This is a genomic window from Gilliamella sp. W8123 (genome assembly GCF_016101085.1).
Classification (GTDB): Bacteria; Pseudomonadota; Gammaproteobacteria; order Enterobacterales; family Orbaceae; genus Gilliamella; species Gilliamella apis.
In genome coordinates this window covers 38,850-53,649 of the sequence record NZ_JACFRE010000005.1, presented here as the reverse complement: position 1 = coordinate 53,649, position 14,800 = coordinate 38,850, and the positions used below count along the sequence as shown (strand labels likewise).

Below are 14,800 nucleotides of genomic sequence, written 5' to 3'. Positions count from 1 at the left end.
CAATGATTAAATCATTATGGATTGCAAAAACCGGTTTAACTGCGCAACAAATGAATATGGATATTATTTCCAATAATTTAGCCAACGTTAGTACAGGTGGTTTTAAACGCCAACGCGCCGTTTTTGAAGATCTGTTATACCAAACAGTTCGCCAACCTGGCGCGCAATCTTCAGAACAGACAACATTACCTTCAGGATTACAAATTGGTACCGGGGTAAGACCAGTTGCAACCGAACGAATTCATAGCCAAGGTAATTTAGAATTAACCGATAACAGTAGTGATATTGCCATTAATGGACAAGGATTTTTCCAAGTTCTTATGCCAGATGGAACACAAGCCTATACCCGCAGTGGCGCTTTTCAAGTTAATCAAAATGGTCAGTTAGTAACAGCAGCCGGTTATGAAATTCAGCCAACAATTAACATTCCATCCAATGCCATAAAAATGACCGTAGCACGTGATGGCGTTGTCAATGTCACCTTAGCTAATCAATCAACTCAAGTACAAGTTGGTCAATTAACATTACACACTTTTATCAATGACACCGGATTAGAAAGCGTTGGTGAAAATCTATATCTAGAAACCGAAAGTTCTGGTGCACCAACTGAAAATACACCGGGGCTCAATGGTGCTGGACTGCTATACCAAGGTTATATTGAAACGTCAAATGTGAATGTGGCCGAAGAGCTGGTTAATATGATTCAAGTACAACGTGCTTACGAAATTAATAGTAAGGCAATATCGGCATCTGACCAAATGTTGCAACGTTTAAATCAATTATAAATCTAACAAAATGATAGCGGTAATGAGATATCTTTATATTTTAATAACTTTGTCGTTAGTTGGTTGTAGTCAATTACCTAAAAAGGCATTAGTTGAAGGCGACACCAGTATTGTTCCAAAAATGCCAGAAATTGTGAACACCAGTGGCTCTATTTATCAAGCCTCACAACCAAGTAGTTTTGGTTATCAACCGATGTTTGAAGATCGTCGACCACGCAATATTGGTGATGTATTAACGATTGTTTTACAAGAAAACGTTAGCGCAAGTAAAAGTTCATCGATTAATGCCGGCCGTAATGGTGGGGTCAATTTAGGGGTAAAAACTGTACCGCACTTTTTAGATGGGCTGGTAGGTCGTGGCAAAGTCGATACAGATATCTCAGGTAGCAATGATTTTAAGGGTTCTGGTGGTGCCAATGCTAAAAATACCTTTAGCGGTACCATTACCGTCACCGTTCAAGATGTCATGATTAATGGTAATTTAAAAGTGATTGGTGAAAAACAAATTGCAATAAATCAGGGCACAGAATTTATTCGATTTTCAGGTGTTGTTAACCCTCGGACAATAAGTGGTAGTAATACCGTTATATCAACTCAGGTCGCTGATGCTCGTATTGAATATGTAGGTAATGGCTACATCGATGAAGCACAAACAATGGGTTGGTTACAGCGCCTGTTTTTTAATCTTTCGCCATTTTAATGAGTATTATTATGCTAAATAAATTACGTACTTTTATCTGTTTTGTTTTGCTAATAATGGTTGTCCCTTCTAGTTATGCTGAGCGAATAAGAGATTTGGTGACAATACAAGGCGTTCGCGAAAACGCCTTAGTCGGCTATGGTATCGTGGTAGGGCTTGACGGTACCGGTGACCAAACTTCACAGACACCATTTACGATACAAAGTATCACCAATATGCTCTCACAATTAGGTATTACCGTGCCATCAGGAAGCAACATGCAGTTAAAAAATGTGGCTGCGGTAATGGTCACGGCTAAATTACCGTCTTATGCGCGTGTTGGCCAACAAATTGATGTGGTTGTTTCGTCATTAGGCAACGCCAAAAGCCTGCGTGGTGGTACATTGATTATGACACCATTAAAAGGCGCCGATAACCAAGTTTATGCGATTGCACAAGGTAATCTTTTTGTTGGTGGTATGGGGGCAAGCAGTAGAAGCAGTAGTGTAACAGTTAACCAAATGGCTGGTGCCACCATTCCTAGCGGTGCAACCATCGAAAGAGAGTTAGTTACCCGCTTAGATGAAAACAGCACTATTCATTTACATCTTAACCATTTTGACTTTACTGTGGCTACAAAAATTGCTGATGCCATTAACAAAGTGCAAAAAAATATCGCCATTGCTTTAGATGGCATGACCGTAAAATTGACCATGCCACAAGACAGCCAAGCAAGAGTTAAATTATTATCTAAAATTCAAAATCTCCAAATTAGTGCTAGCCCTATTTCCGCTAAAGTGGTGATTAATACACGTACTGGTGTCGTGGTCATGAATCAAAAAGTACAATTAGACAATTGTGCTGTTGCACATGGTAATTTATCCGTGGTGGTAAATAACAAATTGAAAGTTAGCCAACCCAATACACCACTCGCCGGTGGCAACACAGCAGTAGTTCCAGATGATGAGGTCACTATCGAGCAAGATGGTGGTGCACTGCAGAATTTAGCATCTGGCGTTGATCTAAATCGAGTTATTCATTCACTTAACTTATTAGGTGCCAATCCTACTGAGTTAATGTCGATACTAGAAGCATTAAAAACCGCAGGTTGTTTGCATGCCGCATTGGAAACTATTTAAAGCAGAATCATTGAAATGAAAAACCTAATAAATCAGTCTATGAATCGTTTTGCTTATGATTTTTCTAGCATTAATCAATTAAAACGTAATGCCGTTAGTGGATCAACTGACAGCATCAAACAAGTTGCCGATCAGTTTGAGACACTATTTGTAAATATGATGATGCAATCTATGCGCAAAGCGGTACCCAATGGCGGTTTATTTAATCAATCAGCAATGCAACTATTTACCTCTATGTTTGATCAACAAATTGCTCAACAAGCGGCAGGTAAAGGTTTGGGGCTATCTAATGTTATTGTTAAACAATTAACTAATCAGCCTCATTCTACGCTTAATATTCATTCACAAGCTCAAGCGAATAATAATCAAACCAATATGCGATTGGCACAATCTTTATTTAGTGATAATTCATCCAATTTATCGCCAGCAGCATTAGGGCAAATGCTTTATCAACAGCATAAAGCCAACAATTTAACCAAAGCAAATGTTAATGAATCAACGTTAGCAACATCGCTCAACGAAGTTGATAAAGACCATATTAGCCAATTTGTCCTCGAATGGTTTGAGCCAGCAAAGCAGGCATCGAAAATATCTGGCATTCCTTATGAAGTCATTATTGCTCAAGCTGCTTTAGAAACCAGTTGGGGTAAAAAACAGATAAAAACTGCTGATAATAAGCCGAGTTATAACTATTTCGGTATAAAAGCAACCTCATCATGGCAAGGTGATTCAACTCGATTAACGACTCAAGAATTTCTAAATAACAATATGGTTAAAATTAAAGATGAATTTAGGGTGTACAATAGTAAACAACATGCATTAACTGATTACCTTAATTTATTAACCAAAAGCCCACGTTATCGTGCAGTGGTTAATGCTCCCGATGCTAGAACAGCTGCCAAAGCACTACAAGATGCACACTATGCAACTGATCCTAACTATAGCGAGAAACTGATCCAAATTATTGGCCGAATCGAGCAAATTGCCCAAAATACACCGCAAAAATCAATATCTGGATTTAGACAAATTGCCTTTAAATAGTGCTTAAGTAAATATAACTGTTAAATAAATTGCATTATCATCACAGCCAAAAAGTAGACCAAACTCTGCTCTATAGTCAATAAATAACCAATAATGCGTTAGTTACATATATCGAGATCACCTATAATCGTATTTCTCACCCTTTAGCAAATAGCTGGTCATCAGCATAGCAATATAAAAAACAGTATGACTATAAAATGATAACCGTAAGCAAATCGATAATCAGGAGGTTGCACCCCCTGTTTGTTAGATGAATAGTAATGTTTAGGACGTAAGAAAATTAATAATAGATTATTTCATTTGAAATAATGACATGTTTTGCATGTTCATAAATGTATATTGTGCTGCTTGTAAATTTGCTTGTAGCATCACATAATCTGAAATCGCTTCATACCAATCAACATCTTCAATTTGACTAATTTGCGTTTCAAAATCAATATCTAAGGTTTTACCCAGTGCGGTTAGTCTTTCGACTTCAGCCAATACATTTCCGCCTGCAGCTCTAACGGTAGAGATGTTTTCAAATGAGTTATCAACACCTTGACTGGCTTTAGATAAACCTAATCGAAACTGTTCAATAGCTTCAGGGTCATTATCATCTAAACCAATTTGCAATGCCGCTATGGCATAATCGATACTCGCAAAGACATCACTTTCTACTTCTGTATTGGCGCCTGTCATAAAAATCTGTTGGCCAGTAAAACTTAGCGATACTTCACGGGTATCATCGATGAAAACATTAATCGTGGTTGCACCACCGACATAATTCACTTTACCGCTTTCATCGACCACAAAAGGAGGGGTATCATTTTTATTACCAGCAAACAGATAATTACCATTGGTATCTTTAGCATTGGCTAACGAAATTAACTGATCTTTTAATCCTTGTAGCTTATTAGCTAAATCTTGTCTGTTTTCATCATTTAACGTCTCATTACCGGCATAAACTAAAGTTTCTTGGATTGATTGAATCACAGTATTCGCTTCTTTTAATACTGTATCTTGCCGACTTAATGATTTATCAACACTATCTCGCGCTGCTTGAAATTGGTTATTTCTTGATTGAGCTTGCTTTAAAATTAATGTTTGTGAAGCACCCATCGGATCATCTGAAGGTGATAATATTTTCTTGCCGGTTGCCAAATGTAATCCTGACTTTTGCCATTTGGTATTGGTATTTAAAATACTATTTAGATTTTTTTGATACATTGAATGAGTACTAAGTCGCATGTCTAAATCCTTTTATTATTTGGCCAAACCTAAAATGGTATCAAATATTGTCGTTGCCGCATCAATAACCTTGGCATTTGCTTGGTAATATTGCATATAAACTTGCATAGAAATATATTCTTCTTCGATATTCACACCAGAGATAGATTGATTCTGCTCATAAATTTCTTGAGTGATATTTTGACTCGATTGTGCTGAAATTTTAGCGGTCTGCGTCTCACTACCTACATAACTAACTAATGATGTATACGCACTATTTAAGGTTTTAGTACCATTAACTAGTTTTTCATTTTGTATATCAAGTAGTTTAGCCACATTTCGATTATCACCACTACCATTTTCATCATCGTTAATACCGGTCGCGAGTTTATTTACATCTTTAACCAGTAACTGTAATGATGAGGCTACATCGGCAACAGGTTTAAGTAAAAAGCTATCACCAGCAACAGCATTGCCAGTAATTTCAATCGATAAGCCGTCAAACACTAACTTACCATCGCTAACTTGTGGGGTAATTTGTTGATTATCAGATAATCTGGTTACTACCCAATCGTTGCCATTGAACTCTATTTTATAATCAGAAGCTTTGACTTCAGTTACTGAGTTATAATCCATTTTAACGGTAGCATTACCTTGGTTTTTGCTATTAGCAATACTAGTCGGTTTGTGATAATCAAATAGTTTTTCGCCAGGGTCACCATTAACATCAACGCCAGACGTATGTACTTCATTAAAGCGCTCAGCTAAATTTAACGCCAACAACCCTAATTGATTACGAGCTTCAAGGAGTGGTCCATCACGAAAAGCTAATAGTCCATTTAATCGGCCTGATGCGATATTTTGACTTGTCAGTTCTTGTGTCGCACCAGAATTATGGGTGTAAATAATCGTATTTAAGGCTGGATCAGAGGCCGAAGGCTGCACCGATAACTGATTTGTCGATGCGCCTTGTACTAAGCTTAAACCATTGCTAAGCGAAATATTATATTGGCCATTTTGCTCGGTAACAGTTATACCAATCAGTTCGCTTAATTCAGTTACCAGTTGATCTCGTTCATCTAGTAAAGAATTAGGTTCATGACCACCACTGACAGCCTGTAATTTGGCAATTTTTTGATTGAGATCGGCAATTTGTTGGGTATAAGTATTAACTTTATCTATGTTATTCGTCAGTTCAGTATTGATATTGGCAATTTGATTTTTTAAATTCAATTCCGTTTTATTGAACTGGCTGACTAAAGAGGTAAGATCGCTAATCACTGTCTGTTTTGTTGCAGCATCACCCGCATTGGAAGAGAGCTTATTTAAGCTAGCAAACAGATTATTTAATTGTGAGGAAATACTGTTTTCGTTTTCAGCTAGTAAATTATCGACTTTTGATAATTCATTGTAATAGGCTTTTATCGAACCATTTTGCGATTGTGATTGGCGTAATTGACCAACCACAAAACTGTTATATGCACGGTTAACTGATGATACCGCAACACCATTACCTACAAAGCCAAAATTATACTTAGTACCGTTTGCTTGACGCAAAATTTGCTGCTGGCGGTTATAACCAACTGTATGTGCATTACTAATATTATTACTAATCACATTAAGCATATTTTGTGCTGTATTTAATCCACTAATACCGGTATTCATCAATGAATTTGACATAAAGGCTCCTAAATATAATTTCAGTTAATAATAAAATTATTAAACTAAAGTGTTATTATTTATATCGGCCTACAATTTAAAAACTTTAATTATTTTTAGATAAAAATGGATTTTTTTTGATTTTAATTTTTTAACCAGCTTAATCTGAGTATTTATGTTGATATTATTCTGATTTAATTTGTTTGGCCTGTTTTAAAAAATCGATGCCTGTCATGGTATTTTCATCTTCAATATACTGCTGTGCTGATTTGTTCAAAATTAATATACTAATACGACGATTGGCATCTTTGCTGTAATTTGGGTTATTTAATCCCACCGTATCGGCTAAGCCAATAATACGAATGATTTTATTGGAATCTAATCCGCCAGCGATCAACTCTCTTCTTGATGAGTTTGCTCTATCAGCGGATAACTCCCAGTTACTATAACCACGATCGCCGGTTATATACTGACGCTCATCAGTATGACCAGATAACGTCATTTTATTAGGTAACGAATTTATGATCGGCGCTAAAGCATACAAAATTTCTTGCATATTAGGATGAATAACCGCACTACCAACATCAAACATCGGTTTATCATCGGTGGCTAAAATCTGAATTCTTAGTCCCATTTCTGTTAGTTCAACGATAAGATTAGCGGCTAATTTTTGTAGTCGAGGATCAAGTTCAAATACTTCATATATTTTATTCGCTGTATCAATTAATTGATGTTTCTCATCTTGATTCAAATCAGATTCGACAGGATGATCATTCAATATGGTATTTTTATCTTCACCTACATTTTTAGATACATCATCGCCACCACCCGGTATCGGACTTTCACTATCACTGATATTTTTGCCACCATTTTGACCTAATATCAATGGTGTTCTAAAGTATTCAGCAATGCCTTGTAACTCTTGTGGACTGGACTTAGCAATTAACCACATGACAAGAAATAGCGCCATCATCGCCGTCATAAAGTCAGCATAAGCAATCTTCCATGATCCACCATGATGGCCACCGCCATGACCGGATTTCTTTTTAGAAATAACTATTCTTACTGACTTCTTTTTCATTATTCATTATTTTCTGTTGGGTTAGCGTTTTTATCTTTCACTTCTTGAATATATTTTTCTAATTCAAAAAAAGATGGCCGTTCGTGGGAAAAAATTGTTTTGCGACCAAACTCAATACAAATTTGCGGCGCATAATCATGCATACTGGCAATAAGAATCACTTTAGTACATTCTAAAATTTTTACTGTATCGGCATTTTTTTGCCTTAATAAGGCTGCTAAAGGCGACACAAAACCATAAGCAAGTAAAATACCTAAAAAGGTACCAACCATAGCATGGGCAATAAGCTCACCCAATTCGCTAGCTGGTCGGTCAGCTTGTGCTAAGGTGTTAATAACCCCCATAACTGCTGCCACAATACCAAAAGCGGGTAAACCATCACCGACGCTAGCAATAGCATCAGCTGGTTTTTCAAGTTCATGAGTATAGGTTTCTATTTCCTCATTCATTAGTGCTTCGATTTCATATACTTCCATATTGCCACTGATCATCAAACGTAAATAATCAGTGATAAAATCACAAACTTGCGGATTGGCTAAAATAAGTGGGTATTTTTTAAATAACTCACTCTCCTTGGGATTATCGATATCTTCTTCAATCGATAAGCCACCACTTTGACGCACTTTAGTTAATATGGTGTACATTAAATTAATTAATGTTAAATAAAGTGTTTTATTATATTTTGAGGTTTTAAATAAATTACCTAGCGATTTAAGTGTCGCTTTGATAACTTTCTTTTCATTACTGACAATGAAAGCACCAATAGCTGTCCCACCAATAATGAGAAACTCTAATGGCTGAAAAAGTACCGCCAAATACCCGCCACTTAGCACATAGCCGACTAAGGCTGAAGCGATAACCACAATATATCCTATAATTATTAGCATTGGCTTTCCTTTATCTCCATAAAATATAACTAACTCTGTTTTACAGCTTAATGTTTACTTAAATTGTTACCTGATTTGCTGTGACTAAATTAAATGCATTTGGTATTGATAAAACTTGTAAACATTTGGCATGACTCTCTTTATGTGTTTTATTATTTTTTTCTGCTCTTGATGGTGGCTGGCATAAACTGCACACAAAGCTATTATGCGGTTGATAAGCATGGGTAATAAATCGCCCTTTGCACTCCTTGCAACTTGACTGCTGCATAACATTACTTTCAACAAATTTAACTAAAATCCATGCTCGGGTTAATCCTAAAATAGGCTCTTCATCTTGAGGAAAGGAACACTGCTCTAAATAGAGTTGATAGGCTTTTAAAATGGCCTGAACACCAGGTTTAATGCCATGTTTAACTAAAAAATGGTAAGCATTATAAAACATACTTGAGTGAATATTGGGCTCCCAAGTCATAAACCACGTAGTTGAAAAGGGAAGCAAACCTTTAGGAGGAGGACATCCTTGAATTTCTTTATATAATTTAATTAATTTACCACGGCTTAAATTGGTTTCACTTTCTAACATTTGGATTCTAGCGCCGAGTGAAATTAATCGAATAGCTAATTGAACTTCTTTATACTTTTGAATAATACTTGTGCTACTCATCTTTATTATCTACCTACTTATTAATTGAATCTAAAAGTAAGCTTGATAGAAGGATCCCTGTATGCATCTGCTTTATATCACTAACGCGAGATTCCTCAGTTAATTTTTCCATCATTGCCGAATTTTTAAATCTAAATTGAAATGTTAATTGATTGGTTTCAGATAGAACCAACATTTGAGAAGCACTTAAATTACTCAAGATATCAGCTGTTTTTTCATCAATTCCTAATCGATACATCGCCATCACTTTATCTTTTTCAATCATCTTTTGACTTAATAAAAGCGTTGAAAGATTTAAATGATGAATACATTTCAAAATATCGTCATCTTGTATATTTCCCAATTTAACCACCACAATCCATATCTGCTTGCGTTCGTATAAAAAAACGCAAAATTAATAAAATACAACTAACACCACTTTTTTAAACTTAAAGTTACATTTTTAAATTCGAAAGGTCAATAAAAAAATCATTTCAATTTATTTTCGATTTATTTTTCCATGTTTTACTGTTTTAATTCTTTTTTTTATAAAACAATTTTACTTTGTATTCGTTTAATTGCTTGGCTATGTAATTGACTTACTCGAGATTCGCTAATATCCAACACTTTTCCAATCTCTTTTAAATTTAATTCTTCTTGATAATAGAGAGCTAAAACCATTTTTTCTTTTTCTGGTAAGTTACCAATTTGTTGAACAATAATATTGCGAATTTCATCATTGATAATGGAAGCAAAAGGATTGTTATCGGCGTCAGGCTCAATTAACGCATCCAAATTATCGCCGAGTTTTTTGTGAATCTCATCATAAGAACAGATTTGGCTATAATTTGAATCTAATAATACTTTGTGATATTCAGTCAGAGATAATTGCAGATGAGCAGCTATCTGCTGATCATTGGGAGGCATGCCTAATTTTTGTTCTAATTCATTAATAGCATTAGTGACATCTTTAATTTTTTTCCGTGTTTGCCGTGGTAACCAATCTCGACTACGCAATTCATCTAGCATAGCCCCTTTTATTCTCGGAGTAGCAAAGGTAGTAAAAGTATAACCTTGAGATGCATCATAGCGTTTTATGGATTCTAATAAACCTATATAACCAACTTGCAGTAAGTCATCAAGTTCAATCGTGGTTGGCAATCGAACAGCTAATTTCAACGCCTCATTACGAACTAAATATAGATATTGTTGCCAATCGATTTGATTCACTACACCTTGAGAGTTATACAGGCTATCACTCATTTTTCTGAACCAATGTAAAAAAATGCTAATGATTATTATGACGATAATTGATTGAGTTAATGGCAAGAATAAGATATTAAAAAATAGGTAATTAACATTATTAACAATAGTGGTATTAAAAAATACCACTATTGTTATCGTACAAAATTAGAGTGACCGAAATTCTATCTATGTACTTGTATGGTTTTATTGTAATAAAGACAATACTGATTGTGGTACTTGGTTAGCTTGTGCTAATACTGAAGTACCAGCTTGTTGTAAGATTTGACCACGTGTCATATTAGATACTTCTTCAGCATAATCTGCATCTTCAATACGGCTACGTGCTGAACTTAAGTTATTTACAGTATTGTTGATGTTAGTTACAGTTGACTCAAAACGATTTTGTACCGCACCAAGCTCACCACGTAATTCATCAATTTTTGATAATGCAGCATCAATTGTTTTTAATGGATCTGCTGTTGGCGCATCTGATACATTAAAACTAGCTAAACCTAATTTGTCGCTGTCAATTTGTTTTAAATTGATAGCAATGATTTCACCATCATTTGCACCAACTTGAATGTTAAGGGTTTTGTCTTCTGATAATACTTTAGTACCATTGAAGTCAGTTTGTGCTGATACACGGTCGATCTCTTGTAAACGTTGGTCGATTTCATTTTGGATTGATACAAGATCGCTTTCAGAGTTAGTACCGTTTGCTGCTTGAACAGTTAATTCACGAATACGTTGTACGTTATTATTGATTTCGTTTAACGCACCTTCTGTAGTTTGTGCAATTGAAATACCGTCATTGGCATTACGTGCAGCTTGAGTTAGACCACGAATACTAGAAGAAAAACGGTTAGCGATTGCTTGACCAGCCGCATCGTCTTTAGCACTGTTGATACGCATACCAGATGATAGACGCTCAATTGCAGTTCCAAGCACGCTTTGAGAATGATTAAGGTTGTTTCTTGCCATTAAAGACATAGTATTAGTATTAATTACTTGTGCCATTTTTATCTCCTTTAATATGATTAGTTAGATCAACGAGATATTGAAAAATAATTCAATATATATGCTGATGGTTTAGTTATCGGTATTAAAAAAAGAAACTTTAATATTTTTTTGAATTTTTATTTGTTGGTATTAAATAAAGCTGAATAACTAAGTCGTTTGATGAACATGATTAAAGGGCATCATACATGTTTATATGTGTAGTAATCGAAGTTATGTATCGCTGAATCGACTGGTTAATATAGCCTTAATTTGTGGCAACAAAACTTAAGCTTGTCCCAATTTAATTCATGGCAATATATTTTCTAATCAATCAATAGTAATGATATTGAAAGTTTCACTACACAATTTTAATGTTAGGCAACATAAAGGAGAGGTAACATTATTATTGATTAAGATAACTAACTCGTTTTTTAATAGATAAAACTGATTATCAATATTCTCATTACCAAAACCGACTTATTTATTAGTAAAGATAAAAAACTAAAAACAGCTAAACTTTTTACGGCATTGGTCGATAAAACAAGGGATGAAAGAATTTATATTAGGATAATCAATCATGGCAATGAGTATATTAGGAATTGGTTCTGGTATTGATTTAAATGAAGTATTAGATCAATTAGAAGCCGTTGAAAAAAATCGTCTTACACCGATAAAGGCCCAACAAAAAGCAGTTAATAACAAAATAAGCGGTTTTGGTAAATTAAAAAGTGCATTATCAACATTCAACAGCGCAACAGCAAAACTGCAAAAAAAAGAGCTGTTTCAAGCGCGTTTTGCATCTGGTAATGACAACTATTTTACCACTAATGTAAATAGCAAGGCCCAATTAGGTAATTATGCAGTTAGCGTCGAACAACTTGCCACTGCACATAGTGTTGCCACGAATGCTATAAATGATAAAACATCAGCTTTAGGTAATGATAATGAAACCCGTACCCTCACAATAGAACAAGCTAATGGCCAAAAATTAAATATCACGTTAGGCAAAGATGACACATCGCTCGAATCAATAGCCAATGCAATCAATCAAGCTAAGGTGATTAATGAAGATGGTTCAACCAGTGAAACAACGGTAAATGCCACTATTGTCCGTTCTGGAACTGATAGCTATCAACTGGTTATCACATCAAAAGAAACCGGTGAACAACAAGCCATTACCTCTATTTCATCCGATGATGATAAGCTTAATTCACTAATTGGTTTTAATGCTAATCAAGCTGATTCATCAGCTATGAGTGAAGTAGCTAAAGCGCAAGATGCTAAATTTAGCTTTAATGGTATAACGATTAATAGCTCATCAAATACCGTTAAAGAGGTTATTCCTGGTGTCGATATCACATTAAAAGCAGTCACTACAACAGCGCAAAATTTAACCATCAGTGCTGACAATGACAAAGCTCAAGAAGCCCTTAAAGAGTGGGTTGATGCCTTTAATCAATTACAATCAACCATATCAAGCTTAACGCAATTTACCGCTGGTGATGCCAATTCAGATGAATTAAATAATAGTAATGGCCCACTGATTGGTGATTCAACACTACGTAATATTGATCAAAGTATTCGCTCTATATTTTCTAAAGGTCAAACAGGAGAATTATCGGTACTAGCACAAATTGGTATCAATATGGATAGTAATGGCAAGCTGGTAATTAAAGAAAACGAATTAGAAAAAGCCCTTAAAGAAAACAGTGAAGCAGTCGCCATTTTATTTACTGGTGATGGTGAAACAACTGGCATTGCCAACGAAGTCTTTGCCAAAGTAAGTAGCTTTATTGATAGCGACGGCATGATTGATACGGCAACTAACGGTTTAAATTCTACCTTAAAATCATTAGATAAACGCTATGACCAAGTCAATAACTCTATTGACCAAACTATCGAGCGTTATCGGGTACAATTCACAAAACTAGATATCTTAATCAATGAATTAAATGGTATGAGCAATTACCTTACCACCCAATTTGAAATGATGGCGAATTTAAAAAAATAAGGCATAACAATGTATAAAATGGGATCTCAAGCTTATAAACAAGTTAATTTAGAAACTAGCGTTAGTCAGGCTTCACCTCATCAGCTTATTGTTTTGTTATTTGATGGCGCATTAAATGCTATTCGCTTAGCTGAGTTATATATACAAAAGGGTAATATTGCTGGTAAAGGAAAAGCCATTTCTAAAGCTATTAATATCATTGATAATGGGCTTAAAAGTTGCCTTGATTTAGATCAAGGCGGTGAAATTGCTGAAAATTTAGATCAGTTATATCAATACATCAGCCAGCAACTGGTTTTTGCTAATCTACATAATGATACGCAAATACTGCAAACTTGTTTTGATCTGCTTAATAATATTGCCCAAGCTTGGCGAGAGATAGCATAGTTATGGATGTAGCAGAATTGAATACGAATCTAGTATTAGAACAATACGAGCAACTTAATTATGTTGTTGAGCAAATGCTAATTAATGCACAACAAGAAAATTGGGAATTATTAATTAGTTGGCAAACTAAATATCAACAGTTAGCCCGTGATATTCAACTCAAAAATGGGTTAACTACTATTGATAATATACCATTATCACAACAAGATATGATTCAAATGTATATCAATAATATTCTTAGTTATCATGAGCAATTAAAGCAATTAATCCATCTGCGACATAATGAATTAAGCCAATTAATTGGTGAACAGGTTGATTATCAAGCAAAAATAGATAGCTACCAAACAATCGCCAATTTAGTTTAGATTATTCACAGAGTAGTCAAAAAAATAGTACAAAAATAATTGAGGAACGGGGTTTTTTTAGCTAGTTTTATCTGCCAAAAACCCCACTCCGCAAACTTTTTTTGATTAATTTTACATCGTCAATGTATATACTTTGCTTGTACTGGTGACTAGCTTACTTCACAATAACTAATGCATTTTTAATTTGAAAAATAATCTTATAGCGAGTATCTCGATAGTCGTTGTAACAACAATAGTGGTAAGGTTAAGCCAATTTAGGATAAAAATTGGCGATTAATTAATACTATTTTTTAAACCAAAATATTATCATCTAGTCGATAAGTAACCATCCGATAAAGGTTTAAACATTCATATTCATAATTTCTTGATATGCTGCGACTAATTTATTGCGAACTTGAATACCAAATTGTAAAGAAACTGAAGACTTTTGCATGCTAACCATCACCTCATTTAATGCGATATTGGCTTCACCCATCTCAAATGCTTTAGCTTGCTGGCTAGCGTCTATTTGTGTTTGACTGATTTTATCTAATGCCATTTTTAATTCAGCCATAAAGTTTTGTTCACTATGATTAACAGATTGCTTATGTGAAAAATCAAGTTGGGTTAATGTTGTGCTATTAAAGGCATCAATACTATTCATAATAAAGGTCACGGTTATTCGTCTTAA

General features: G+C 34.8%; 16 protein-coding genes. 7 read left to right on the top strand and 9 right to left on the bottom strand.

The window, feature by feature from the left end:
- Positions 1–2 precede the first annotated feature (2 nt).
- From flgG to flgJ, 4 genes are read left to right on the top strand one after another with little or no spacing between them, the layout of a single operon-like run.
- A complete protein-coding gene (gene flgG / locus H3T56_RS07235; protein WP_034900989.1) occupies positions 3–785 on the top strand; it encodes a flagellar basal-body rod protein FlgG in 783 nt (260 codons plus the stop codon).
- Positions 786–807: 22 nt separating this feature from the next.
- Positions 808–1,485, top strand: coding sequence for a flagellar basal body L-ring protein FlgH (locus H3T56_RS07230; protein WP_086321103.1), 678 nt, complete (start codon positions 808–810; stop codon positions 1,483–1,485).
- An 11-nt stretch (positions 1,486–1,496) separates the two neighbouring features.
- Complete coding sequence (locus H3T56_RS07225) at positions 1,497–2,603, top strand: flagellar basal body P-ring protein FlgI (protein ID WP_198192375.1); 1,107 nt, start codon at positions 1,497–1,499, stop codon at positions 2,601–2,603.
- A gap of 15 nt (positions 2,604–2,618) precedes the next feature.
- On the top strand, positions 2,619–3,644 hold the full coding sequence (flgJ, locus tag H3T56_RS07220) for a flagellar assembly peptidoglycan hydrolase FlgJ (RefSeq protein ID WP_198192374.1): 1,026 nt from the start codon (positions 2,619–2,621) through the stop codon (positions 3,642–3,644).
- A gap of 291 nt (positions 3,645–3,935) precedes the next feature.
- Here the strand turns inward: flgJ and flgL are convergent, their stop codons facing one another.
- The 8 genes from flgL to H3T56_RS07180 all read right to left on the bottom strand — a co-directional run bounded on the left by flgL (position 3,936) and on the right by H3T56_RS07180 (position 11,385).
- Positions 3,936–4,874 (bottom strand): flagellar hook-associated protein FlgL, encoded by a 939-nt coding sequence (gene flgL / locus H3T56_RS07215; protein ID WP_034900980.1) that lies wholly within the window; start codon positions 4,872–4,874, stop codon positions 3,936–3,938.
- 15 nt (positions 4,875–4,889) lie between these two features.
- Positions 4,890–6,533 carry a flagellar hook-associated protein FlgK gene (flgK, locus tag H3T56_RS07210; RefSeq protein WP_144190094.1) on the bottom strand — a complete coding sequence of 548 codons (1,644 nt, stop codon included), beginning with the start codon at positions 6,531–6,533 and terminating at the stop codon, positions 4,890–4,892.
- Positions 6,534–6,696: 163 nt separating this feature from the next.
- Positions 6,697–7,593 (bottom strand): flagellar motor protein MotB, encoded by an 897-nt coding sequence (gene motB, locus H3T56_RS07205; protein WP_065579048.1) that lies wholly within the window; start codon positions 7,591–7,593, stop codon positions 6,697–6,699.
- On the bottom strand, positions 7,593–8,480 hold the full coding sequence (gene motA, locus H3T56_RS07200; RefSeq protein ID WP_034900975.1) for a flagellar motor stator protein MotA: 888 nt from the start codon (positions 8,478–8,480) through the stop codon (positions 7,593–7,595). Before motA ends, motB begins: the two co-directional genes overlap by 1 nt.
- Before the next feature lie 58 nt (positions 8,481–8,538).
- Positions 8,539–9,144: a flagellar transcriptional regulator FlhC gene (gene flhC, locus H3T56_RS07195; RefSeq protein ID WP_086358409.1), complete on the bottom strand. Its 606-nt coding sequence runs from the start codon at positions 9,142–9,144 to the stop codon at positions 8,539–8,541.
- A gap of 13 nt (positions 9,145–9,157) precedes the next feature.
- A complete protein-coding gene (gene flhD / locus H3T56_RS07190; RefSeq protein ID WP_086357028.1) occupies positions 9,158–9,478 on the bottom strand; it encodes a flagellar transcriptional regulator FlhD in 321 nt (106 codons plus the stop codon).
- Positions 9,479–9,669: 191 nt separating this feature from the next.
- The gene (locus H3T56_RS07185) at positions 9,670–10,386 is read right to left on the bottom strand and encodes an RNA polymerase sigma factor FliA (protein ID WP_034900972.1); all 717 of its coding nucleotides are present in this window, start codon (positions 10,384–10,386) and stop codon (positions 9,670–9,672) included.
- A 186-nt stretch (positions 10,387–10,572) separates the two neighbouring features.
- Complete coding sequence (locus H3T56_RS07180; protein ID WP_034900970.1) at positions 10,573–11,385, bottom strand: flagellin; 813 nt, start codon at positions 11,383–11,385, stop codon at positions 10,573–10,575.
- Positions 11,386–11,944: 559 nt separating this feature from the next.
- On the opposite strand from H3T56_RS07180, the gene fliD reads away from it, so the two are divergent.
- Genes fliD through fliT form a run of 3 tightly spaced genes read left to right on the top strand, consistent with a single transcriptional unit; the run spans position 11,945 to position 14,130 of the window.
- A complete protein-coding gene (fliD, locus tag H3T56_RS07175) occupies positions 11,945–13,378 on the top strand; it encodes a flagellar filament capping protein FliD (protein WP_081298909.1) in 1,434 nt (477 codons plus the stop codon).
- 9 nt (positions 13,379–13,387) lie between these two features.
- A complete protein-coding gene (fliS, locus tag H3T56_RS07170) occupies positions 13,388–13,765 on the top strand; it encodes a flagellar export chaperone FliS (protein ID WP_034900965.1) in 378 nt (125 codons plus the stop codon).
- A 17-nt stretch (positions 13,766–13,782) separates the two neighbouring features.
- A complete protein-coding gene (gene fliT, locus H3T56_RS07165) occupies positions 13,783–14,130 on the top strand; it encodes a flagellar protein FliT (protein ID WP_165601607.1) in 348 nt (115 codons plus the stop codon).
- 340 nt (positions 14,131–14,470) lie between these two features.
- Here the strand turns inward: fliT and fliE are convergent, their stop codons facing one another.
- Complete coding sequence (gene fliE / locus H3T56_RS07160) at positions 14,471–14,773, bottom strand: flagellar hook-basal body complex protein FliE (protein WP_198192373.1); 303 nt, start codon at positions 14,771–14,773, stop codon at positions 14,471–14,473.
- Between the last annotated feature and the right edge of the window lie 27 nt (positions 14,774–14,800).

What these genes read in the sequence shown, in the direction of transcription:
- H3T56_RS07225 (WP_198192375.1), top strand. Translation starts at nt 1,497, where the DNA reads ATGCTAAATAAATTACGTACTTTTATCTGTTTTGTTTTGCTAATAATG.
- motB (WP_065579048.1), bottom strand. Translation starts at nt 7,593, where the DNA reads ATGAAAAAGAAGTCAGTAAGAATAGTTATTTCTAAAAAGAAATCCGGT.
- H3T56_RS07185 (WP_034900972.1), bottom strand. Translation starts at nt 10,386, where the DNA reads ATGAGTGATAGCCTGTATAACTCTCAAGGTGTAGTGAATCAAATCGAT.
- H3T56_RS07230 (WP_086321103.1), top strand. Translation starts at nt 808, where the DNA reads ATGAGATATCTTTATATTTTAATAACTTTGTCGTTAGTTGGTTGTAGT.
- flhC (WP_086358409.1), bottom strand. Translation starts at nt 9,144, where the DNA reads ATGAGTAGCACAAGTATTATTCAAAAGTATAAAGAAGTTCAATTAGCT.
- flgG (WP_034900989.1), top strand. Translation starts at nt 3, where the DNA reads ATGATTAAATCATTATGGATTGCAAAAACCGGTTTAACTGCGCAACAA.
- fliE (WP_198192373.1), bottom strand. Translation starts at nt 14,773, where the DNA reads ATGAATAGTATTGATGCCTTTAATAGCACAACATTAACCCAACTTGAT.
- flgK (WP_144190094.1), bottom strand. Translation starts at nt 6,533, where the DNA reads ATGTCAAATTCATTGATGAATACCGGTATTAGTGGATTAAATACAGCA.
- motA (WP_034900975.1), bottom strand. Translation starts at nt 8,480, where the DNA reads ATGCTAATAATTATAGGATATATTGTGGTTATCGCTTCAGCCTTAGTC.
- flgL (WP_034900980.1), bottom strand. Translation starts at nt 4,874, where the DNA reads ATGCGACTTAGTACTCATTCAATGTATCAAAAAAATCTAAATAGTATT.
- flgJ (WP_198192374.1), top strand. Translation starts at nt 2,619, where the DNA reads ATGAAAAACCTAATAAATCAGTCTATGAATCGTTTTGCTTATGATTTT.
- H3T56_RS07180 (WP_034900970.1), bottom strand. Translation starts at nt 11,385, where the DNA reads ATGGCACAAGTAATTAATACTAATACTATGTCTTTAATGGCAAGAAAC.
- fliS (WP_034900965.1), top strand. Translation starts at nt 13,388, where the DNA reads ATGTATAAAATGGGATCTCAAGCTTATAAACAAGTTAATTTAGAAACT.
- fliD (WP_081298909.1), top strand. Translation starts at nt 11,945, where the DNA reads ATGGCAATGAGTATATTAGGAATTGGTTCTGGTATTGATTTAAATGAA.